General features: G+C 66.0%; 20 protein-coding genes. 11 read left to right on the forward strand and 9 right to left on the reverse strand.

The features are described from left to right. Positions 1 to 22 precede the first annotated feature (22 nt). The 3 genes from AC3B6A_RS00345 to AC3B6A_RS00355 are packed head-to-tail and all read left to right on the forward strand — an operon-like array spanning position 23 to position 2,094. Positions 23 to 949, forward strand: coding sequence for a LysR family transcriptional regulator (locus AC3B6A_RS00345; protein ID WP_488400342.1), 927 nt, complete (start codon positions 23 to 25; stop codon positions 947 to 949). Further along, positions 946 to 1,677 carry a phytanoyl-CoA dioxygenase family protein gene (locus AC3B6A_RS00350; RefSeq protein ID WP_488400343.1) on the forward strand — a complete coding sequence of 244 codons (732 nt, stop codon included), beginning with the start codon at positions 946 to 948 and terminating at the stop codon, positions 1,675 to 1,677. The genes AC3B6A_RS00345 and AC3B6A_RS00350 overlap by 4 nt, the downstream gene beginning before the upstream one ends. Positions 1,678 to 1,692: 15 nt before the next feature. After that, positions 1,693 to 2,094 carry a GFA family protein gene (locus AC3B6A_RS00355; protein ID WP_488400344.1) on the forward strand — a complete coding sequence of 134 codons (402 nt, stop codon included), beginning with the start codon at positions 1,693 to 1,695 and terminating at the stop codon, positions 2,092 to 2,094. A 209-nt stretch (positions 2,095 to 2,303) separates the two neighbouring features. Here the strand turns inward: AC3B6A_RS00355 and AC3B6A_RS00360 are convergent, their stop codons facing one another. From AC3B6A_RS00360 to AC3B6A_RS00400, 9 genes are all read right to left on the reverse strand, one after another. After that, positions 2,304 to 4,262, reverse strand: coding sequence for a DUF7844 domain-containing protein (locus AC3B6A_RS00360; RefSeq protein WP_488400345.1), 1,959 nt, complete (start codon positions 4,260 to 4,262; stop codon positions 2,304 to 2,306). Then, positions 4,259 to 4,594 carry a DUF2388 domain-containing protein gene (locus tag AC3B6A_RS00365; protein ID WP_488400346.1) on the reverse strand — a complete coding sequence of 112 codons (336 nt, stop codon included), beginning with the start codon at positions 4,592 to 4,594 and terminating at the stop codon, positions 4,259 to 4,261. Before AC3B6A_RS00365 ends, AC3B6A_RS00360 begins: the two co-directional genes overlap by 4 nt. A gap of 36 nt (positions 4,595 to 4,630) precedes the next feature. Continuing rightward, complete coding sequence (locus AC3B6A_RS00370; protein ID WP_488400347.1) at positions 4,631 to 4,924, reverse strand: DUF2388 domain-containing protein; 294 nt, start codon at positions 4,922 to 4,924, stop codon at positions 4,631 to 4,633. A 114-nt stretch (positions 4,925 to 5,038) separates the two neighbouring features. Next, entirely contained in the window at positions 5,039 to 5,359 is a 321-nt protein-coding gene (locus AC3B6A_RS00375) for a DUF2388 domain-containing protein (RefSeq protein ID WP_488400348.1), read from the reverse strand. A gap of 287 nt (positions 5,360 to 5,646) precedes the next feature. Next, on the reverse strand, positions 5,647 to 6,477 hold the full coding sequence (locus tag AC3B6A_RS00380; RefSeq protein WP_488400349.1) for a class I SAM-dependent methyltransferase: 831 nt from the start codon (positions 6,475 to 6,477) through the stop codon (positions 5,647 to 5,649). A gap of 93 nt (positions 6,478 to 6,570) precedes the next feature. Next, a complete protein-coding gene (locus AC3B6A_RS00385) occupies positions 6,571 to 7,722 on the reverse strand; it encodes an acyltransferase family protein (protein ID WP_488400350.1) in 1,152 nt (383 codons plus the stop codon). Then, positions 7,719 to 8,588, reverse strand: a complete 870-nt coding sequence (locus AC3B6A_RS00390; RefSeq protein ID WP_488400351.1) for a class I SAM-dependent methyltransferase — start codon at positions 8,586 to 8,588, stop codon at positions 7,719 to 7,721. Before AC3B6A_RS00390 ends, AC3B6A_RS00385 begins: the two co-directional genes overlap by 4 nt. Further along, on the reverse strand, positions 8,573 to 9,889 hold the full coding sequence (locus AC3B6A_RS00395; RefSeq protein WP_488400352.1) for a glycosyltransferase: 1,317 nt from the start codon (positions 9,887 to 9,889) through the stop codon (positions 8,573 to 8,575). The genes AC3B6A_RS00390 and AC3B6A_RS00395 overlap by 16 nt, the downstream gene beginning before the upstream one ends. Then, positions 9,889 to 11,439 carry a glycosyltransferase gene (locus AC3B6A_RS00400; protein WP_488400353.1) on the reverse strand — a complete coding sequence of 517 codons (1,551 nt, stop codon included), beginning with the start codon at positions 11,437 to 11,439 and terminating at the stop codon, positions 9,889 to 9,891. Before AC3B6A_RS00400 ends, AC3B6A_RS00395 begins: the two co-directional genes overlap by 1 nt. A gap of 405 nt (positions 11,440 to 11,844) precedes the next feature. Here AC3B6A_RS00400 and AC3B6A_RS00405 point away from each other — a divergent pair, with 405 nt between their 5' ends. The 8 genes from AC3B6A_RS00405 to AC3B6A_RS00440 are packed head-to-tail and all read left to right on the forward strand — an operon-like array spanning position 11,845 to position 20,884. Beyond that, complete coding sequence (locus AC3B6A_RS00405) at positions 11,845 to 12,759, forward strand: GDP-mannose 4,6-dehydratase (RefSeq protein WP_488400354.1); 915 nt, start codon at positions 11,845 to 11,847, stop codon at positions 12,757 to 12,759. Beyond that, positions 12,756 to 13,727: a GDP-mannose 4,6-dehydratase gene (locus AC3B6A_RS00410; protein WP_488400355.1), complete on the forward strand. Its 972-nt coding sequence runs from the start codon at positions 12,756 to 12,758 to the stop codon at positions 13,725 to 13,727. The genes AC3B6A_RS00405 and AC3B6A_RS00410 overlap by 4 nt, the downstream gene beginning before the upstream one ends. A gap of 3 nt (positions 13,728 to 13,730) precedes the next feature. Beyond that, positions 13,731 to 15,167 (forward strand): mannose-1-phosphate guanylyltransferase/mannose-6-phosphate isomerase, encoded by a 1,437-nt coding sequence (locus AC3B6A_RS00415; protein WP_488400357.1) that lies wholly within the window; start codon positions 13,731 to 13,733, stop codon positions 15,165 to 15,167. Next, the gene (locus tag AC3B6A_RS00420; RefSeq protein ID WP_488400358.1) at positions 15,168 to 15,965 is read left to right on the forward strand and encodes an ABC transporter permease; all 798 of its coding nucleotides are present in this window, start codon (positions 15,168 to 15,170) and stop codon (positions 15,963 to 15,965) included. Further along, the gene (locus tag AC3B6A_RS00425; protein WP_488400359.1) at positions 15,965 to 17,224 is read left to right on the forward strand and encodes an ABC transporter ATP-binding protein; all 1,260 of its coding nucleotides are present in this window, start codon (positions 15,965 to 15,967) and stop codon (positions 17,222 to 17,224) included. Before AC3B6A_RS00420 ends, AC3B6A_RS00425 begins: the two co-directional genes overlap by 1 nt. Further along, positions 17,221 to 18,591: a glycosyltransferase family 4 protein gene (locus AC3B6A_RS00430; protein ID WP_488403742.1), complete on the forward strand. Its 1,371-nt coding sequence runs from the start codon at positions 17,221 to 17,223 to the stop codon at positions 18,589 to 18,591. Before AC3B6A_RS00425 ends, AC3B6A_RS00430 begins: the two co-directional genes overlap by 4 nt. Before the next feature lies 1 nt (position 18,592). After that, entirely contained in the window at positions 18,593 to 19,726 is a 1,134-nt protein-coding gene (locus tag AC3B6A_RS00435) for a glycosyltransferase family 4 protein (protein WP_488400360.1), read from the forward strand. Beyond that, positions 19,727 to 20,884 carry a glycosyltransferase family 4 protein gene (locus AC3B6A_RS00440; RefSeq protein ID WP_488400361.1) on the forward strand — a complete coding sequence of 386 codons (1,158 nt, stop codon included), beginning with the start codon at positions 19,727 to 19,729 and terminating at the stop codon, positions 20,882 to 20,884. It abuts the gene before it with no gap. The last annotated feature ends 6 nt before the right edge of the window (positions 20,885 to 20,890 follow it).

Genomic DNA, 20,890 nt, shown 5'->3' on the forward strand with positions numbered 1-20,890 from the left:
GCCCGCCGCCGCGAGAATCCCCATGCTGGGCAATCTTTCCGATATCGACCTGCGCCTGTTGCGCACCTTCTGCACCATCGTCGAGGCCGGCGGCTTCACCGCCGCCCAGGTGCGCCTGAACACCAGCCTGTCGCGCCTGAGCGTGCTGGTGCGCGACCTCGAACTGCGCCTGGGCTATTCGCTGTGCCGGCGCGGCAGCAGCGGCTTCCAGCTCACCGAGGAAGGTCAGGAGCTGTACGAGGCGGCGCTGGGGCTGTTCGCCGATATCGAACGCTTCCGCGAGCAGGTTACCGGCCTCGGCGGACGCGACCGCGAGACCCTGCACCTGGGCTGCGTCGACGGCGTGCTCGGCCAGCGCTGCTGGGCGCTGCCGCTGGCCATCCGGCTGTTCCGCCAGGGCAATCCCGGCGTGCGTCTGAACCTGCACACGCAGCGCCCGGACGAGCTGGAAAACGCCGTGCTGGAGGAACGTTTGCAGCTCGCCATCGGCGCCTTCCACCACCGGCTGTCCGGGCTGCGCTACCAGCCGCTGTTCCGCGAGGAGCAGAACCTCTACTGCGCCCGCGAACATCCCTTCTTCGGGCGCCAGGATGACGAGCCTGCGCTGGAGGAAATCTGCGCCGCCGACTACGTCGGCCGTGGCTACATGGCCGAGAGCCGCAGGCCTCACGGGCTGATGTTCGCCCGCGCGACCAACGCCTACAGCATGGAGGCCATCGCCAACCTGGTGTTCAGCGGCACCTTCATCGGCTACCTGCCGAGCCACTACGCCGCCGAGTGGGTGGCCGAGGGCCGCCTGCGGGCGATCCGTCCGGCGCAGCTGGCCTATCTCTCCGAGTTCCACTGCGTGACGCGCCAGGGCGTGGAGCCGGGGGAGGCGGTCGCGGCGTTCCTCGACGCCCTGGTCCGGGCCCAGGCGCAGCTGGGCGATGGGGACGCGGCGCCGTGAACGCGCTGCGGGCGCTGCACGAGGACGGTTTCGTCCTGCTGCGCGGCCTGTTGGACGCCGCGCAGGTGGCGGAGGTGCGCGGGCTGATCGACGGCCTGCGGCCGATCCACTGGGACTACGAAGGGCTGGTGGACCACTACAAGTGCGTGTTCAACCGCTCGCCGCGCTGGCTGCCGTACCTCGACCCGCCGGGCCTGATCGAACTGGCCGAAGCGGCGCTGGGCGCGGATTGCCACGTGATCGGCCAGACCGCCTGGCGCTGCCATCCCGGCTTCATCGGCGCCGAGATGCACCAGGACTACCTGCCCGTGGCGCTGCCGGCCGGGCTGCTGGAGTCGGGCTTCGCGCTGCCGATGTTCATCTGCACCGCGCAGATCTACCTCGACGACATCGACGAGGCCCTGTGCCCGACCTGGGTCATCCCCGGCAGCCACCGCGCCGGCCGCGCGCCCTTGCCGGACGAGCGCGAATGGCGGGGCAGGGCGGCTGAACCGGTGCTGTGCCGCGCCGGCGATTGCCTGCTGTTTCGCAGCGACCTGTGGCACGCCGGCAGCCGCAACCTGAGCGCGCGCACGCGCTACCTGCTGCAGGTGCACTACGGCCGGCGCATGGTCGCGCAGAAGTTTTCGCCCTATCTGGACTGGACTTTCGACCCACACGTGGTGGCCGCCTGCACGCCGCGCCAGCGCCGCCTGCTGGGTGACCACCAAGCCGCCGAATACGACTGAGGGGAGGACCATCCCATGAGCACAACGCACCAGGGCGGCTGCCACTGCGGACAGCTGCGCTACGAATGCGACGCCGAGCTGACGGACGTCGCCCATTGCCATTGCTCGACCTGCCGGCGCAGCACCGGCGGCATCGTCACCACCTGGGCCACGGTGCCGCTGGACAGCTTCCGCTGGACTGCCGGCACGCCCGCCGAGTACCGCTCCTCGGCGTCCTGCGTGCGTTACTTCTGCGCTGGCTGCGGGGCGCATCTGGCGCTGTTCACCGACCTGGCGCCGGACACCCTGGACCTGACCATCGCGACGCTGGATGACGTCGCCCAGGTGCCGCCGAACCGGCACATCTGGGTGAAGAGCCGGCTGCCGTGGATTCACCTGGACGAGCAGCTGGCGGAGGAGTGGGAGGAGAGGCTCTAGCTTTGCGGGCGGGTTTTGTTCGCGAGCAAGCTCGCTCCTACAGGTAGCGCGCCACCAGGCTCTTCGTAGGAGCGAGCTTGCTCGCGAACAGCCTCACATGCGCTTAGCGGACAAGAACCGCTCCTGTGCGGTGGGTGGGGCACCTGTAGGAGCGGATTCATCCGCGATCCGGCCGCCAGGCCGGCAAAAAAACATCGCGGACGAACCTGTCAGGGCAACTCCAGCCCACCCGCCGCCTTGTGCAACTCCCGCAGGTGCGCGCCGATCTGCTTGGTGTTGGCTTCCAGCGCGGCCAGTTCGGCGCGGCGCTCGGGCGTCAGCAGCGCGCGCACCTCGCGGTCGAGGTTGTCGCTGAGCTGGCGCAGGCGCATCTGCCGCTGCCGGGTCTGCTGTTCGAGGGTGACGGTTTCCCTCGCCTGGGGCAGCCCGTAGCCGCCGTCGAGCAGCTCCGCCGGGCGGCTGAGGAAGCCGCTGTCGTCGAGGATCTGCTGCAGCGTCCTGCCGGCGCTGGCCAGCTCCGGGTTGGCGCGCAGGTCGTCGCGCTTGCCCAGGTAGAGCTGCTTGAGCTCGTCCTGGGCGAGCAGCAGCTGGCGGCGCAGCGAGGCCTGTTCGAGCAGCAGCAGGGCGGCGCTGGCGCGCAGGTCGGCCTTGTCGAACCACGGGCGGCGCTCCTCGGCGGGCAGCGCGAGCCAGTCCTCGACCTTGTCCTGGCGGATATCCAGGCGCTGCTTGAGCACCTCGAACATGGCCTGGTAGCGGTCGCGGAAGGAGTCGAAGCGATAGCCCAGGCGCAGGGCTTCCCTGGGGTCGTCCAGCACGCTGGGGTCGGCGATCTTCTGGTTCTCCAGCAGGCCGAGCACGCCGTAGGGGGTGATGCTGTCCATGCTCTGCAGGCTTTGCCGCTGGATGCCGCTGCGCAGCAGCTTGAGGGTTTCCACCGCGCAGTTGTTGGACAGGAAGTAGTAGTTGCCGTCGTAGCTCCAGTGGCTCTGCACGGAGCGTTCCACCAGGCTGTCGATCTCCTCGCGACTCAGGCGCAGCGGGATCGAGGCGAGGCTGCGCAGTTCGACCTTGGTGTATTCCTCGATCACCTGCGACAGCGGCAGCACGAACAGGCGCGACGGGTAGACGCCGGTCAGGCCGTCCCAGCTGGAGAGCTGCAGGTCGCCGACGAAGGCGCGGAAGGACAGCACCAGGTGCTGGTCGAGGTCCAGGCGGCAGTCCGGCCCGCGCGGGCGGCCCGGCGCGCAGACCACCAGGCGCAGCATGGTGTGCCCCCAGCGGCTGGCGATGTCCTCGTTGGCCTCGGCAATCAGGTAGTCGACCTCGTAGACCCGCTCCGGATCGAGCTGGCCCAGCGGCTGGCGGCCGAAGTCGCGGCCGGCGTTGAGGTAGGCGTAGCTGCCGGCGCATTCGTCGTGCGGGCGCTCGCCGAAGCGCGCCGCGTAGTAGCGGTACAGCGCGGGCCGGCGGCAGGCATAGCTGCGGTCGAGGAGGAAGTACTCCATGTTGACCGCGGCGTACTCGCGCGGGTTGCTCAGCTCGTATTGGTCCGGGCTGCGCAGGACGAAGCGGTTGTGCTGCTCGCGCTCGCCATGCTTGCCCGCGTACTGCGGCCAGCCGGCGAGGTCGAGCAGGCGCGGGTCGTCCGACAGGCTGAAGCGGCGGCCGGTCTGGCCGCGGCACTCCGCGGGCGCGCCGACGCGTCCCAGGCTCTTGTCGCGCAGCGTGCAGCGGTGGATCACGCGGGCTTCGCCGGCGTCCCAGAGGCGGGCGCGGTCGTAGAGGTGGGTGAGTTCGTGGAGCAGGGCGGCCAGCAGTTCGCGGCGCAGGGTGCCGTGGGTGCGGCCGGTCTGCTCGGTGGCGGCGCTGCCGTCGGTGAGCGCGGCGAGGTAGCGGTTGCTGAGGGCGATGGCGTCGGGACGCAGGGCGCGGCCCATGCCGTTGCTGGGCAGGTCGTCGCGCCACTGCACTTCGACGCGGCGGTCGAGGCGCTCGACGAAGCTGGCCGGCAGCGTCCGCAGGGCCTCATCGAGCAGTTGCTGGCTGGCCTGGCGCTGGGCGTCGGTCAATCCGTCAGTGTCGAGTTCCAGGCGGAGCGAGGCGTGGCTGCTGGCGGCGACTATCAGTGCGAGGGCCGCCAGCCAGCGGCCAGCCCGGATTCTCACAGGGCGAGGATGGCTTCGGCCAGGGCCTGGTCGGAGGCTTCACGCGCCTGCGGCACCTGCTCGCGCAGCGCCTTGAACGCGGCTTCCAGCTGGGCGCCACGGATCGCGCCGTCGCTGCCGACGTAGCTGGCGGCGTCGTCACGGGCTTCCTGCACGATCTTCATGTCGCGCACGGAGGTGGTGGTGTCCGAGGTGAAGTCGATGCTGCGGGCGAAGGCGTTGGTGGTGATGTTGAACACACGGACCACCGATTGGGCCTGGGCGGTGGACGCGCAGGCGGTGAGCAGCAGAGCGAGGATCAGGGGGCTCTTGGAAATCGAGCTGAGGCGCATGGATGTCTCCGAAAGGCAGCGGGAGCTGCTCACGACTTATTGGGCAAGAATCGCTTCGGCCAGTTCCCGATCGTTCGCCGCGAGCTCCGGATGCTGCTGGCGCAGCCAGTGCAGCGCAGCCTCCAGCCGGGCACCGCGCAAGGCTCCGTCGGTGGCAACGAACTGCGCCGCGTCGTCGCGGGCGCCGCGCAGCAGCTTGTTGTCGAAGGGGGCGCTGGTGACCTTGCTGGTGGCGTAGCTGGTCCCCACCGGGAACTGGGTCGTCTGGTCGAATGCCCGGGCGGGCAGGGAACAGATCAGCAGCGGCAGCAGGAATAGCAGGGTACGCATGGGCTCGAACGATCGGAAAAGCACGGCCGCCAAGGCTAACGGAATGCGCGGGCGAGAGCCAGCGCAGCGCGCCGGGCGGGGAGCCCGGCGCGGCAGGATTCAGCGGTGGATCACTCAGATGGTCAGGATGGCCTGCGCCAGCTGCTGGTCGTTGGCGGCCAGGGTCGGCAGCTTGGCGCGGATGTGGCGCAGCGCGGCTTCCAGGTGCGCGCCGCGGATCCCGCCCTGGCTGGCGACGAAGGTGGCGGCATCGTCCTTGGCTTCGAGGACGATCTTGTCGTCCTTGAAGGAGTTGCTGATGTTGGAGGTCGCGTCGGAAGTGGCGCCGGTGGCGCGCACCGACAGGTCGGTGGTGTAGACGAAGCTGGTGGCGAAGGCGCCGGTGGCGCAGCCGAGCAGGGCGGCAGTGGCGATCAGACGAAGGCTGTTCTTCATGGAGTGGCTCCGGATAAGACAAAAACAGGTGGCCGGGGCGGCCACTCTACTGGAGCACAGACTAGCCAAGACTGGTTGGTGTCACCAGAGGGCAGGGGCAGAAGGGTTTCGAGATGTTATTCACGCTGTTGCGCCGAAGGATACCGGACTCTGCCGAACTGCTGGTTATTGTGGCCGGTCTGTCGCAATCGCCGGGCTGTTCCCGGCAATGGGCGAACGGGCTTGGCAGTCTTACTGCATCTGCATCTTTCGACGTCCGGGTGGTGCCCGGTGAGGCTCGAAAGTCTTCAGGGTTTGCGCGCGATGATGACCTGGCTCTTGGCGATGACCTGGTCGAGCGCTTCCTTGATCCGGGCGCCGCGAGGGCTGTCCAGCAGGGCGTCCCAGGACTCGGTCCAGTGCTGCAGCATCGGGTGGTCGGGCTTGTCGAACCCCACCTTGGCGTCCCAGAACATCAGCATCCACAGCGACCAGTAGAAGCCGTACCTGGTGTGGCTGATGATCTCCAGGCCGGCCTCGCTCACCCAGGCCTTGAACTGATCCTCGGCGATCACGCGGATGTGGTTGGGCTTCTGGAAATACGAAGGGTCGGCGACGTCGCGCTGAAGGTCCTCCGATGAGGGATGGGGGACGGTCAGCAGGTAGAGGCTGCCGGAGCGTCCGACTCGTACCAGTTCGGCGATGAACGCCTCGGGGTCGTCCACATGTTCGATCACCTCGGTGCAAACCACCCGCGTGGCGGTGCCGGTTTCCAGCGGCAGCGGTGCGCAGTCGGTCACCAGGCAGCGCACCGAGCGGGCGGGTGTGCCTTCCAGGCGCTGGCGGGTGGATTCGACCTTCTGCTCGTCGATGTCGGCAATGATGATGTCCGCCCCGCGAACGGCGCAGAAGTGGGTGTGGCCGCCGTTGCCACATCCGACGTCCAGCACGACGTCTTCGGCGCCGATCGGAAACCCCCTGTACAGCTCATGGGTCGTCTGGTTGAACCAGCCGCTCAGGGTTGCGTCCCTGAGGCCGACATCGAAGGGATTCTTCGCCTGGGCCGGCGCCTCGTTGGCCGGCTGCGGGGTGAGCGGCGCTTCGGCGGGCGCGAAGACCTTCTTCAGCATGTTCAGCATGGATCGGCTCCTGTTCAGGCATCCGGCGCCGGGCACATTCGCGGGCGCGGACGGGACAAATGAGTGATTGAACGGCGCTGGCACGCAGCGCGATCAGGCGACTTCATGGGAGGCCGCCGTGGGAGAGGGATCGGGGCGGTTCGAGATGCGTTGCGCCAGGCGGCTGCCGGCGCGGCGCAGCGGCGTTTCGACGTAGCGGAAGTTCAGCTCCGCCCCGGCCAGTATCAGCAGCGCCGCTGTGAAGGCAAAGGGCAGAAGGAATGCGCTGCCCCAGTCGGCACTGCCGTGCAGGTGGAACCAGATCTCGCGGGTGAGGAAGAAGGCCGGGACATGAGCCAGGTAGATGGCGTAGGAGCGACTGCCGATCCACAGCAGCACCTTGCGCAACCAGCCGGCAACCGGCAGGTAGTTGCGGTCGTACGATGCGCTCCAGACCAGGGCGGCGCTGAGCAGGGCTATGACGCCAAGACGCCAGAAAGACCAGAGATGGCGCTCGCTGGAGACCGTCATCATCGCCAGCAACGCGACGCCGAATATCAGCAGTGCCGCCAGCCGGTGCCGAAGGATCTTGGGCTCGATGGAGCGATACGCCGGCGTGCTGCTGAAGATGGCGAGCAGCACGCCCCAGGCGATGGCATCGGTGCGGATGGCCATCAGCAGAGGCGTTCGCCAGGTGAAGAACTGGGCCAGAATGACGGCCAGCAACGCCAGCGGCAGCCAGCGCCGTGTGAGCAGCACCAGCAGGGGCAGCAGCAGATAGAACTGCTCTTCGAGCGACAGGCTCCAATAGACGAAGCTGGCGCCGTACTCGTAGCGGAAGAAGCTGTCGGCAAAGCGGAAGTTCGCGAGCTGCAGTACCCCGGCCAAGGTTGCCGAGAGATTGGCTTGCCAACTGCCGAACGCGCCGGAATCGTTGAGGAAGCGGCACGCGAGCAGAATCAGCAGCAGCCACAGCCAGGCCGACGGCAGCAGGCGGAAGGCGCGGCGGGTCCAGAATGCCAGGGCGACCCGCCCATAGGCGCCGGGGCTGGCGCTGGCGTTCAGGCGGGGCAACAGTTCCCGGGCGATCACGAAGCCGGAAATCACGAAGAACAGGTCGACGCCCCACCATAGGTCGAAGCGCGCGAAAAAGGCTTCCGTGAACGGCATCTTCCAGGTGAACAGATTGTCGCGGGTGTGATGGAGCAATACGCTGAGCACGGCAACGGCGCGGAGGATCTCGATGTCCTGGATGCGCCCCTTCACGGACGCCCCTGCCAGGGCTTGCGCGCGATCAGGACCTGGCTCTTGGGCATGAAAAGGTCCAGTTGTTCCTTGATGGCCCGTCCTTCGGGGCTGTCGAGCAGGCGCCCCCACAGGCCGGCCCAGTCATCCATCAGGGGATTCTGCTGCATGGCGACGTGATCCCGCACGGCGCCCTGGCTGTTGCGCCCCGCAGCCTTCTCGCCGGCCCAGTAGAAGATCATGTTCATGACCCAGAAGAAGCCGCTGGCTTGGCGGTGCTCGATGACCAGGCCCGCATCGGTGAGCAGCTCGGCGATGGCGTCGTGGGAGAAGGTGCGTACGTGGTTGGGGGCCTGGAAATAACTGGCCGGGGCTATGCCGCGCTGGAGCTGTTCCCCCACCGGGGCCGGCACGCTGATCAGGTATTGGGCGCCGGGCCTGCCGGCCCGTACCAGCTCGGCCATGACCTGCCGCGGGTCATCGACATGCTCCAGCACTTCCAGGCAGATGATCTTGCTGGCACAGCCATCGTCCAGTGGCAGGGGCACGCTGTCGCTGACCAGCCCCTGCCAGTGGCGCGCCGGGGTCTGCGCGACCTTGGCCCGCAGCGCCTCGACCTTGTCCGGCTCGCTATCGGTGAAGATCACGCTCGCGCCTCGATTCGCGGCGAAGAGCGTGGCCATGCCGTCACCGCAGCCGAGGTCGAGAACCTGGTCCTCGGCATTGATCGCGAAGCCCCTGAGCAACTCCCCGCTATCGGCCTGGAACCATCCATCCAGCGTCGCATCGCGCAGCCCGCACCAGAGCGAGGGAGCGAGCTGCGGTTGGGCGGGGGCGGGAGGGGGCGCCGCCTTGCGCTGAAAGGCGCCCTTCAGGAGGCCGAACATGGAGCGGCATCCTGGGATTTGGCGGTGGGCCGGCTTGTCAGGACGGCGGCCAGGAAGTCGCGTAGCCGCTTCGTGGCGATGTCCTGGCTGCAGAACGCCTTCAGGCTGGCGACGGCCGAATCGCTCATCTGCCGGTAACGGTCCGGTGCCCGATGGGCGACCTCATGGCTTTCCCGGTAGGCCTGCAGGATCGAGTCCCAGACCGGTATGTAGCGCAGCGTCCGGTAGGCGGCGCGCGGATCATGGGGCCAGGCCGTCAGCTCAGGGGTGCAATCGACGATGAAGGCATTCTCTTCGCTGAGGTAATCCAGCATCGCCGTATTGCCAGGGGCGATGGCTGGCTTGCCGCAGGACATGAATTCCATCAGTGGAAGGCACTGGCCTTCGCCGTAGGAGGTGTTGACCACATAGCTGGTCGCTTCCACCAGGCGCTCGTAGGCGGCATCGTCGAGGTAGCCGTGGATCAGCACGATGCGGCAACGGTACGGCTGCAGCTTGAACAGGTGATGCAGCATGTCGTTGAGCGCATCGTCGATCAGGTGATGCGTGAGCTTGAGCACCAGGGTGGCATCGGGCGTGTCGCGGAAGCACCAGCAGAACGCGCCGAGCATGTCGATCCAGTTCTTGCGTCCGTCGAAGGGATTGAACACCGAGGTGTAGATCACGCCGTCCAGCGTCAGCAGATGGCGTCCGCGGGCGTGCTCCAGATCGATCCGGTCGCCGCGGCGATGCTCGGCGGGAGCATAGGGCTGGAGATCGATGTTCCGGCTGTCCAGCAGCAGGCCGTCGATTTCCAGTTCGATCGACTGCGCGATGGGCTGGCGCGGGATGGCCGCCGCACGCTCGGCGAAACGATCCCACACCGGCGCGGGAATGCTGGCGACGGGATAGTCCGGCCCCATGGCCTCCCGCACGGCGTCCACGGTGAAGCTGGAGTGGGTGATGGCTGCCGCGACCGTCTCCAGCACCTTGTGCCAATTGTGCCGTGGCTCGCCCTGCCAGGATTCATGGGGCAGGGTGCTGAATTCCCAGGCGAATACCGGGATGGTGGGGCAACGATAATGAACGGGGGTACGGTGCGGCGGGGAAAAGGAAAGGAATACGCAGTCCTCGCCCCGGGCCCGGCAATCGTCGTACAACGCGTCGACCAGGGTGTCCGGGTCGGCGATCTCCAGGACCTGGCCTATCCGCTCGAGGATCGGGCGGTATTCCTTGAGGACGAAGTAGTAGCTGTACTCGGGCTTGCCCAGGTTGTCGCGGATAGTTCGCTGAGTGGTTTCCGAGTGGATCAGGATCAGCATCAGGAATTCCCCGCGAATGCCGTCAGCCGGGCGTTCGCCGTGTGCGTTGAGGGACGATCGAAGAAGGCGGTCAACTGGGTCTGGAAAGTGGTCGTGCTCGCATAGGTGCGCATGCGCCCCAGCGCGGCCTGCGACATCGCCTCATAACGCTCGGGCTGGTGCCTGGCGATACGGTAGCTTTCCTGGTAGGCCCGCATGAGGGCGCCCCAGTCCGGCCGATGGCGCAAGGTGCTATAGACCAGGCGCGTGTCCTGCGGCCATACCGCATGCTCATGGCCGGCCGGGATGACCAGCGCCACCTGTTCGTCGATGTAATCGGCCATCGCCGTGTGGGCGGGTGCGATCACCGGCTTGCCACAGGCGAGGAACTCCATCAACGGCAGGCACAGGCCTTCGCAGCGGGAGAAATTGACGTAGTAGCTGGTGGCGGAATACAGCTGGTTGTACTGCTCCTCCTCGAGGAACCCGTGCAGCACCAGCACCCGGCATTTGAACGGCGAGAGCTGCGACAGCAGGGTCAGCATCCGCAGGTAATAGGTCGACAGGTCGCGCTGGGTGATCTTCAGCACCAGGGTGGCATCCTCGACGTCACGGAAGGCCCAGCAGAATGCGGTGATGAGCTGCTCCCAGTTCTTGCGACCGTCATTGGGATTGAATACCGAGACGTACACCACGCCGTCGATCCGTGTGGCCGCCAACTGGTCGGTCGCGGGGAGCGCCGCCTGCGGGTGTTCCTCGACCGCAGGCGGCTGCGGCTCGGGAGAAACTGGCGGCAAGGGCTGTGGGCGCCTGCTGGCGCGCCATTGGGCGACGGCCATGGCGACCCGTCGCGGTATCAGGTCGCTGGCGGCTTCGCGATACCAGAGCCGCAGGTAGTGCTTGCTGACCAACCAGCGGCGGCCAAGGGTCCGCTTGGGCGCGGGTACTTCCGCCGGCTCGACGGGTGGTGCCTCGGTCGGTTCGGCAGGCTCTTCAAAGATAGGGGCGATGAGGCCGTCGGCCGACAGCCCGAGCAATCGGGTGTCGAGAATGCAGCCGTGGATCTCCAGGGTGGACGGTCCGGCAATTGGCGACCGTTCCCCGTGGAGGCGCTGGTGTTCGAATTGTTCCCACAGGGGTGTGGGGAGCACCAGGACGGGAAAGTCTTCCCCCATGGCGGCCTTCACGGCTCGCGCCGTGTGGTTGGAGAGGGTGATGACCGCTCCATGCCGGGCGAATACGTAACGCCAGTCGTTGCGCGGCTCGTCATCCCAGGTGGTGTCCGGGATGGTGTCGTATTCCCAGGCGACGACGCACAGTGTCCGGCAGGGCAGATCGACGGGAGCCTTGTGCGGCGGGGCGAACACCAGGACGGTGCACTGCTTGCCTTCGCCAGCCAGGCGCGCGTGCAGGGGCGCGATGTCGTCCACGGCCTGGACGCAATGCACACCGGCAAAGGTCTCCAGCGCGGCACGGTAGGCTTTCAGAACGAAGAAGTAGCTGTACTCGGGAACTCCAAGATTGCTACTGATGGATCGCTCGTTGATCTCCGAGTACAGAATGAATTCCATGCAGTTCCCTGACGCGTTCTGGGGCCGCCCGTGAGCGGAGCCCGTGGCAGGCGGCCGAACTCGCGGATGGCCGCTCCTGCGTATTCTTGTTGTAGGTGGTGGCGCCGGGCCATCGGGAATGTGGAGACCGTTGGGTCTCCGCCGGACGGACCGGCCGGAGTATCTGAACGTGACTGCCGCTGCATTCTAAACACACCGTCATGCGGCTCGGGAAGTATTCGGGTGACGTTTGTCACGGTGCAAATCGAGAACTGACCGGTCACGGTCTCGGCGGTTGTGTTCATGACGTTTTTGGCACAGATTGTCCGCAATTCATAAGAATCGTCCCATGGCAATCGGCAGGAGCCACTCTATCCAGGCCGGTTGAGCCATGTGGAACCTCTGTCCGCGCGGAGTGGGGTCACCTTGAAGAAAACCCTGTTGGTCACTGGCCTCACCGGATTTGTCGGGCAGCACCTGCAGCGGCATCTCGATCAGCCGGAAGCGGCATGGCGTCTTGTTCTGCCACCGGCGCCCTACGATCTCACCCGTCCGGAATCGCTGCGCGGTTGGTGCGAACAACCGCCGGACGCGGTCATTCATCTGGCGGGACAGACCTTCGTTCCCGAAGCGTTCCGCGATCCGGCCAGGACGCTCGGAATCAATGTCCTGGGCACCCTCAATCTCCTGCAAGCGCTCAAGTCCGGTGGTTTCAGCGGGCGATTCCTTTACGTGAGCTCCGGTGATGTCTACGGTCAGGTGGACGAATCCGATCTGCCGGTGACCGAGCTGCGGATACCCGAGCCCCGCAACCCCTACGCCGTGAGCAAGCTGGCCGCGGAGCACCTGTGCCACCAGTGGGGGATCAGCGAAGGCTGGCAGGTCACGGTCGCCCGCCCTTTCAACCATATCGGCGCCGGCCAGAAGGACAGCTTCGTCATGGCCAGCGCGGCGAAGCAGATCGTGCGCATCGCCACGGGCCGACAGCCGCCCCGGCTTGCCGTCGGCGACGTTGACGTGACCCGGGATTTTCTCGATGTACGGGACGTGATCGCCGCCTACTTCGCGATTCTCGAGCGGGGTGAAGCGGGAGAGACCTATAACGTCTGCTCGGGGGAAGAAAGAAAAATACGGGATTTGATCCTGATGCTCGCCGAACTCGCCCGGACTGATGTCGAGCTGGTCGAGGACCCAGCGCGGATGCGCCGTGCGGAGCAGCGCAGGGTAAGGGCGTCCTACTCGAAGCTGCAGCGTGCGACGCAGTGGAAACCCTCTATAACAATAAGGCAGACACTGCAGTCGATCTTGTCTGACTGGCAGTCACGGGAAATACAAGAATGACAAAAAGTGCTCTGATCACCGGCCTGACCGGTCAAGATGGTGCCTACCTCGCAAAGCTGTTGCTGGAGAAGGGCTACAAGGTCCATGGATTGGTCGCCCGCCGCAGTACCGACACGCGCTGGCGTCTGCGGGAGTTGGGAATCGAGTCCGAGATCGTCTATCTGGATGGCGACCTCGCCGATGCCAGTTCGGTGCAGCGCGCGGTCATCAAGGCGCGGCCGGATGAGCTGTATAACCTGGGCGCGCAGAGCTTTGTCGGCAGCTCCTGGGACCAGCCCGTCACCACCGGCATCGTCGATGGCCTGGGGGTGACTCATCTGCTGGAAGCCATTCGCCAGTTCAGCCCGGAAACACGCTTCTACCAAGCCTCCACCAGCGAAATGTTCGGCCTGATCCAGGCCGAGCGGCAGGACGAAAATACGCCGTTCTACCCGCGCAGCCCCTATGGGGTGGCCAAGCTCTACGGCCACTGGATCACCGTGAACTACCGCGAGAGCTTCAAGCTCCACGCCTCCAGCGGCATCCTTTTCAACCACGAGTCCCCGCTGCGCGGCATCGAGTTCGTGACACGCAAGGTCACCGATGCGGTGGCCCGCATCAAGCTCGGCAAGCAGGGTGAGTTGCGCCTGGGCAACATCGACGCGAAGCGTGACTGGGGCTTTGCCGGCGACTACGTGGAGGCCATGTGGCGGATGCTGCAGCAGGACCGGCCGGATGATTACGTGGTGGCCACCGGTGTGACCACCACCGTGCGCGAGATGTGCCGCATTGCATTCGAGTACGTCGGCCTGAAGTACCAGGACTATGTGGTGATCGATCCCGCCTTCTTCCGCCCGGCGGAAGTGGATGTGCTGCTGGGTAATCCGGGCAAGGCGGAGCGCGTATTGGGCTGGAGCCCGCAGACCAGCCTGGAGTCGCTGATTCACATGATGGTTGACGCCGACCTGCGTCGCGTCGACAAGGAGTAAGCCATGCTCATTCCTGTCATCCTCTCCGGCGGTGCTGGCACACGGCTGTGGCCGGTGTCCCGGGAAGGTCAGCCCAAGCCGTTCATGGCCATGCCCGACGGGCAGTCCCTGCTGAACAAGACCTATCGACGCGCAGCCGGCCTGCTGGGCGTCGACGGCAGCATCGTCACGGTGACCAACCGCGACTACTACTTCCAGAGCAAGGACCACTTCCAGGCCGCCAAGCTGCGCCAGCGCGGCCACTTCATCCTCGAGCCGGCCGGGCGCAATACCGCGCCCGCCATCGCCGTCGCGGCCCTGGCGCTGCGCGCGTTGCATGGCGACGACGTGACCATGGTGGTGATGCCGGCGGACCACCTGATCCGTGACGTCGAGGCGTTCGCCCGCGCCGTGGAGCATGCGGTCGAGCTGGCTGCCCAGGGGCGCCTGGTGACTTTCGGCGTGGTGCCGACCACGCCGGAAACCGGCTTCGGCTACATCGAGACCGGTGATGCGCTGGACGCCAGGGGTGGCAGCACGGTGAAGCGCTTCGTCGAGAAGCCCGATCTGGACACGGCCAGGCAATTCCTCCAGGCCGGCACCTTCCTGTGGAACTCGGGGATGTTCTGCTTCACCGTCGGCACCTTCATCAGCGAGCTGGAGAAGCACGCGCCCGAGATGCTGGCACAGGCCATCGACTGCCAGATGGCGAGTCAGCCGGAGGAGATGGGCAATGTGGTCCAGCAGGAGTTGCCCCACGAGCACTTCTGCGCCCTGGAAGACATCTCCATCGACTATGCGCTGATGGAGCGCTCCGACCGCGTCGCCGTCGTGCCGGCGACCTTCGACTGGAGCGACATCGGCTCCTGGACCGCCATGAGCGCGCTGGTGAACGCGGATGCCGACAACAATCGCGCGGCCGGCAACGCGATCTTCGTCGACAGCCGGGACAACTACGTGCAGAGCGAGGGGCGCCTGATCGCCACCGTGGGCGTCGAAGGCCTGATCGTGGTCGAGACCGCCGACGCGATCCTGGTCGCCCGCGCCGATCGCGCCCAGGATGTGCGCAAGGTGGTCAAGCAGCTCAAGGACAGCGAGAACGAGGCCTATCGCCTGCATCGAACGGTCAGCCGCCCCTGGGGCACCTATACGGTGCTGGAGGAGGAAGCGCGGTTCAAGATCAAGCGCATCGTGGTCAAGGCCGGCGCCGCGCTGTCGCTGCAGATGCATCACCATCGCAGCGAACACTGGGTCGTGGTGCAGGGCATGGCCAAGGTCACCAATGGCGAGTCGGTACGCCTGGTGAACAGCAACGAGTCCACTTACATTCCCGCGGGCCACCGCCATCGCCTGGAGAATCCGGGCGTGATCGATCTGGTGATGGTCGAGGTGCAGAGCGGCGAATACCTGGGCGAGGACGATATCGTCCGCTTCGAGGATATCTACGGAAGGGCACGCTAGATGTTGTTGGCTGTTTCGCGCTCGGTCTGGTCCTATCGCGGCTTCATCGTTGGCAGCGTGAAGCGCGAATTCCAGGCGCGATACCGCAATTCCATGCTGGGCGCGCTGTGGACGGTGCTCAATCCGCTGGCGATGATCCTGGTCTACACCGTGATCTTTTCCCAGGTGATGCGCGCCCGCCTGCCGGGCGTGGACGATGGCCTGGCCTACAGCGTGTTCCTCTGCGCCGGGCTGCTCACCTGGGGGCTGTTCGGCGAGATCGTCGGACGCAGCCTGACGATGTTCCTGGACAACGCCAACCTGCTGAAGAAGCTGAGCTTCCCGCGCATCTGCCTGCCGCTGATCGTCATCCTCAATGCCGGGGTCAATTTCGCGATCATCCTGGCGATCTTCCTCGGCTTCCTGGCGATCACCGGCCGGTTGCCGGGCATCGCCCTGGTCGCATTGCCGGTGCTGCTGGCGATCCAGCTGCTGTTCGCCGCCGGCCTGGGGATGGTGCTGGGTATCCTGAACGTGTTCTTCCGCGATGTCGGGCAGTTCTTCGGCATCGCCCTGCAGTTCTGGTTCTGGCTGACGCCCATCGTCTATCCGCTGTCGATCCTGCCGCAGGGCATCCGCGCCCTGGTCGAGCTCAATCCCATGACCGCGTTGATGCACGCCTACCAGGAACTCTTCCTCAGGGGCGCCTGGCCCGAATGGTCGAGTCTGTTGCCGATTGCGGCGCTGGGTCTGCTGCTGTGCGTGTGCGGCATGGCGTTGTTCCGAGCCCGTTCGGGCGAGATGGTGGATGAGCTCTGATGGGCAGGATCAGCGTCAACGGCCTGGGCAAGGCCTACAAGCAATACCCCACGCGCGCCTCGCGCTTGCTGGAGTGGCTCTGGCCGGCGAGGCCGCGCCACAGCGTGCACTGGATTCTCCAGGGCCTCGATTTCGAGGTGGAAGCCGGGGAGGCCATCGGTATCGTCGGAGTGAACGGCGCCGGCAAGAGCACCTTGCTGAAGATGATCGCCGGCACCACCCAGGCCACCACCGGACGTATCGAGGTCCAGGGGCGGGTGGCCGCCCTGCTTGAACTGGGGATGGGCTTCCATCCGGACTTCAGCGGGCGGCAGAACGTCATCATGGCGGGGCAGTTGCTGGGCCTGGGCGTGGAGGAAATCCACGGCCTGATGCCGGACATCGAGCGCTTCGCCGAGATCGGCGACGCCATCGACCAGCCGGTGCGCACCTATTCCAGCGGCATGCAGATGCGCCTGGCGTTCAGCGTGGCGACCGCTCGCCGTCCGGACGTGCTGATCGTCGATGAAGCGCTGTCGGTGGGTGACGCCTACTTCCAGCACAAGAGTTTCGAGCGCATCCGCAGCTTCCGTCGTTCCGGCACCACGCTACTGATCGTCTCCCATGATCGCAGCGCGATTCAGTCGATCTGCGACCGGGCGCTGCTGCTCAACGGCGGCAAGCTGGTCATGCAGGGCAATCCCGAATCGGTAATGGACTACTACAACGCGCTGCTCGCCGAACGCGAGCGCAGCACCGTGCGCCAGGAAATGCTCGCCGACGGCAAGGTGCGGACCATCTCCGGCAGCGGCGAGGCGGCGATCCTCGACGTGCGCCTGCTGGACGACAAGGGCCACCTGCAGGAAGTGGTGGAAGTAGGACAGGCCGTGTGCATCGAGGTGGATGTCGAGGTGCGCGCACCGGTTGAGCGTCTCGTGCTGGGTTTCATGATCAAGGACCGCTTCGGCCAACCCATGTATGGCATCAACACCCATCGCAAGGAGCAGGCCCTCGAAGGCCTGCAGGCCGGTGAGCGCATTACCTACCGGTTTGCATTTCCCATGCGCCTTGGAAAGGGCAACTATTCAGTGGCCTTCAGCCTGTCGCGCCTGGACTCGCATCTGGACCGCAATTACGAGTGGCGCGACTACGGGCTGGTGTTCCAGGTCATGAACCTGCGCCAGGAGGATTTCGTCGGTTGCACCTGGCTCGATGCGGATATAGACATCCGTCGGACGTTGCCTGAACCCCGGACTTCCAACGCCAGGAGCCTGTCCTGATGCGCCTGCTCGTCGAATGCACCTACGTCTTCGAACATCCCCATGTGAACTCCGGCATCCAGCGCGTGGTGCGCAACGTCATCCGTCATCTGGAAAGCGTGCACAGCGAGGTGGAGTGCATTCCCGTGGTGTTTTCCCGCGGGCGCATGTCCCGGGTGTTGCACCTGGCACCGCTTCCGACCGAGAAATTGCCGTGGCACAGCCGCATGAAGGTCACCCTGGAGCAGCTGCGCAACCACTACTGGATGTGGCACGCACGGCTGGAACGGCGCTGGCCGATGAGCCGCTGGCATAACGCCCGGCGCGCACTCTATGTGCTGGCCAGGCTGGCCAGCCTGGCGATCACCCTGCCGCTGCGCCTTGCCATGTTCGCCTCGCGCAATCACGTGGTGCCCGAGCGCCTCGCGCCGCTGGAGGTCCAGCCGGGCGATCAGTTGCTGCTGCTCGACTCGTCCTGGCACGCGGACTTCTTCCCGGTCGCCGAGCGCCTCAAGACGCAGGGCGTGGGATTGGTATCGGTGATCTACGACCTGATCCCCTGCACCCACCCGCAATTCTGCGATGCCGGCCTGGTGAAGGTATTCGACCGCTGGTTCGACTGGATCGCCGAGAAGGCCGATGGCTTCATCTGCATCTCCACCACCATTCGCGACCAGGTGCGCGCCGAGATCGTTCGCCGCCGTGGCGAGGATGCGGCCCGGCAGCTGTGGTTCGAGCACTTCTACCTGGGCTCCGAACTGGACCTGGTGCACGACCACTCCGAGCTGGACGGCGAACTGGTCCGGATGTTCGACGCGGGTGACCCGGTCTACCTGATGGTCAGCACCATCGAGCCGCGCAAGAACCACGCCTACCTGCTGGATGCCTTCGAGCTGCTCTGGGCCCAGGGCTCGCGGGCCAGGCTGTGCATCATCGGCCGTGTCGGCTGGAAGTGCGACGCGCTGGTCGAGCGGATCCAGAACCATCCGCAGCTCAATCAGCGCCTGTTCATGTTCAACAAGCTCAATGATCGCGGTCTGGAGTATGCCTACGCACACGCCAGGGCGTTGGTCTTCCCGTCCCATGTCGAAGGTTTCGGCCTGCCCCTGGTCGAGGCCATGCAGCGCCAGTTGCCGGTCATGGCCAGCGACATCCCGGTGTTCCGTGAGGTGGGCGGCGACTTCGTCGCCTATTTCGACCTCGAGCATCCCGAAACCCTGGTGGCCCTGGTGCAGGCGTTTGAGTCGAGCAAGTGCTTCCCGGCGGCCCGCAGCGTGGCCGACTGGCGTTGGCTCGGCTGGCGCGAGGCCAGCCAGCAGCTGGTGGAGCGCGTGCTGCACGCCCTGAACGTGCGTCACCAACCGCGGCGCGAAGTGGAACTGAGCTGACGTGCGCGTCGTGCTCAACGCCCGCATCCTGCAGGCGCCGCGAACCGGGATAGGCCAGTACGTGGCGGCCCTGACCGGGGCGCTGCGAGAACAGGCCGGAGTGGACCTGGACCTGTTCCTGGGCCGGACCTGGGGGACCGACCTACCGTCGGCACCCTTGCCGGGCTATTCGAGCAAGGCTTCACTGGCCAAGCGGGTGCCGGGTGCCTATCGGATTCGGCGCTGGCTGGAGCAAAGCGCTTTCGACAGGGGCCTCCAGCGCCGTCAGGTCGATCTGTACCACGAGCCGAGCCTGTGGCCGCTGGAATTCGACGGCCCCATGATCATGACGTTGCACGATCTGACGCATGTGCACTACCCGCAGACCCAGCCGGCCGATCGCCTGGCGGAAATCGAGCGCCAGGTGGGGCGGGGCGTGGAACGGGCGCAACAGGTGCTCACCGATTCCGAACATGTCGCCGTAGAGGTTCGCCGGTACTTCGGCTTGCCCGAGGGGCGGGTGACGGTCGCCCCCCTGGGAAGTGCCGCGCGCTTTCATCCGCGGCCTTACCCGTCGCTGGCACCGGCGTTGAGCGGGTTGGGCCTGACCGCGGGCCAGTACCTGATCTGTGTCGGCACACTGGAGCCCAGGAAAAATCTCGAGCTGGCGCTGCGCGCCCATGCGCTCCTGCCGGAAAGCCTGCGCCTGAGGATGCCATTGGTCATAGCCGGAATGCCGGGATGGCGCACGGAGCAGTTGGGTGGCAGTCTGAAGACTGCCCTGGCAGAGGGCCGTGCGAAGGTGCTGGGCTATCAGAGCGATGCCGTGCTGGCGGAGCTGCTCGCGGGGGCTCGGGCGCTGCTGTTCCCCTCGTTGTACGAAGGCTTCGGCCTGCCGGTGCTGGAGGCCATGGCCAGTGGCGTGCCGGTGGTGCTGACGCGCACCTCGTCACTGCCGGAAGTGGCTGGCGAGGCGGGGCTGTATGTCGATGGGCAGGACCCGTGGGAAATGAGTGTCGCCATACAGCGGCTGGTGGAAGACGAGTCTCTTTGGCAGCGCTGCCGGATGCTCGGTCTTGAGCGGGCGAAGGGGTTCAGCTGGCAACGCTGTGCCCGAATCACCAGCGATGTCTACCGCAAGGTTCTGGGGGGCTGAATGCGCGTACTGCACTTCTTCAAGACCTACCTGCCCGACTCCGTGGGCGGCATCGAGCAGGTGATCAACCAGCTGTGCCGCACCGGGCACAGCCATGGCATCGAGAATCAGGTGCTGACCCTGAGCGCCAATCCCGAACCGGCCGAGCAGGTGGTCGACGGCCACCGGGTGTTCCGCGCGCGCCTCGATCTGCAGCTGGCGTCCACCGGCTTCTCCTACAGCGTAGTGCCGCAATTTCGCAGGCTCGCCGCCGAGGCGGACATCATCAACTTCCACTTCCCCTGGCCCTTCATGGATGTGGTGCACCTGCTGTCAGGCATACGCAAGCCGACGGTGGTCACCTATCACTCCGATATCGTTCGCCAGAAGCACCTGTTCAAACTGTACCAGCCACTCATGCACCGCTTCCTCGCCAGTGCCGACCGGATCGTCGCGGCGTCGCCCAACTACCTGGGGTCGAGCGACGTGCTGCGTCGCTACCGGCACAAGGCGCACGTCATCCCCTACGGCCTGGACAAGCAGGCCTACCCCACGCCTGCCGAGGAGTGCGTCGAGCGCTGGCGCCGTGCCGTGGGGGAGCGGTTCTTCCTGTTCGTTGGCGTGATGCGCTACTACAAGGGGCTGCACATTCTCCTGGAAGCGGCGCAGGGCACAGGCTATCCGGTGGTGATAGTCGGGGCCGGTCCATTGGAGCAGCAACTCAAGGCGCAGGCCGCAGCGCTCGGGATCGAGTCGCACGTCCGCTTCGTCGGTCGTGTCAGCGAAGAAGACAAGGTCGCCCTGCTGCAACTGTCGCGTGCGATCGTTTTCCCATCACATCTGCGTTCGGAGGCATTCGGTATCTCGCTGCTCGAAGGGGCGATGTATGGCAAGCCGATGATTTCCAGTGAAATCGGCACCGGAACCAGCTTCATCAATGTCCATGGCCTGACGGGGCTGGTGGTGCCTCCGAGCGATCCGCAGGCGTTTCGCCAGGCGATGCGCTGGTGCTGGGAGAATCCCGGGGCGGCGGCGGAGATGGGGCGGCAGGCGGAAGTCCGTTATCACGAACTGTTCACCGCGGATGCAATGGGGCGGGTCTGGGCAGATCTGTACCGCAACCTGCTGGACGAAAAAGCGGAGAGAGAAGAGCTGTTGCCCGAAGGCCGCTCGGGCTGAGCGGCC

It is taken from the genome of Pseudomonas sp. B12(2026) (genome assembly GCF_057767015.1).

Excerpts from the sequence above, each read along its gene's own strand:
- AC3B6A_RS00425 (WP_488400359.1), top strand. The coding sequence starts at position 15,965 with ATGGGCAGGATCAGCGTCAACGGCCTGGGCAAGGCCTACAAGCAATAC.
- AC3B6A_RS00415 (WP_488400357.1), top strand. The coding sequence starts at position 13,731 with ATGCTCATTCCTGTCATCCTCTCCGGCGGTGCTGGCACACGGCTGTGG.
- AC3B6A_RS00395 (WP_488400352.1), bottom strand. The coding sequence starts at position 9,889 with ATGCTGATCCTGATCCACTCGGAAACCACTCAGCGAACTATCCGCGAC.
- AC3B6A_RS00390 (WP_488400351.1), bottom strand. The coding sequence starts at position 8,588 with ATGTTCGGCCTCCTGAAGGGCGCCTTTCAGCGCAAGGCGGCGCCCCCT.
- AC3B6A_RS00440 (WP_488400361.1), top strand. The coding sequence starts at position 19,727 with ATGCGCGTACTGCACTTCTTCAAGACCTACCTGCCCGACTCCGTGGGC.
- AC3B6A_RS00365 (WP_488400346.1), bottom strand. The coding sequence starts at position 4,594 with ATGCGCCTCAGCTCGATTTCCAAGAGCCCCCTGATCCTCGCTCTGCTG.
- AC3B6A_RS00410 (WP_488400355.1), top strand. The coding sequence starts at position 12,756 with ATGACAAAAAGTGCTCTGATCACCGGCCTGACCGGTCAAGATGGTGCC.
- AC3B6A_RS00380 (WP_488400349.1), bottom strand. The coding sequence starts at position 6,477 with ATGCTGAACATGCTGAAGAAGGTCTTCGCGCCCGCCGAAGCGCCGCTC.
- AC3B6A_RS00375 (WP_488400348.1), bottom strand. The coding sequence starts at position 5,359 with ATGAAGAACAGCCTTCGTCTGATCGCCACTGCCGCCCTGCTCGGCTGC.
- AC3B6A_RS00370 (WP_488400347.1), bottom strand. The coding sequence starts at position 4,924 with ATGCGTACCCTGCTATTCCTGCTGCCGCTGCTGATCTGTTCCCTGCCC.
- AC3B6A_RS00345 (WP_488400342.1), top strand. The coding sequence starts at position 23 with ATGCTGGGCAATCTTTCCGATATCGACCTGCGCCTGTTGCGCACCTTC.
- AC3B6A_RS00355 (WP_488400344.1), top strand. The coding sequence starts at position 1,693 with ATGAGCACAACGCACCAGGGCGGCTGCCACTGCGGACAGCTGCGCTAC.
- AC3B6A_RS00400 (WP_488400353.1), bottom strand. The coding sequence starts at position 11,439 with ATGGAATTCATTCTGTACTCGGAGATCAACGAGCGATCCATCAGTAGC.
- AC3B6A_RS00420 (WP_488400358.1), top strand. The coding sequence starts at position 15,168 with ATGTTGTTGGCTGTTTCGCGCTCGGTCTGGTCCTATCGCGGCTTCATC.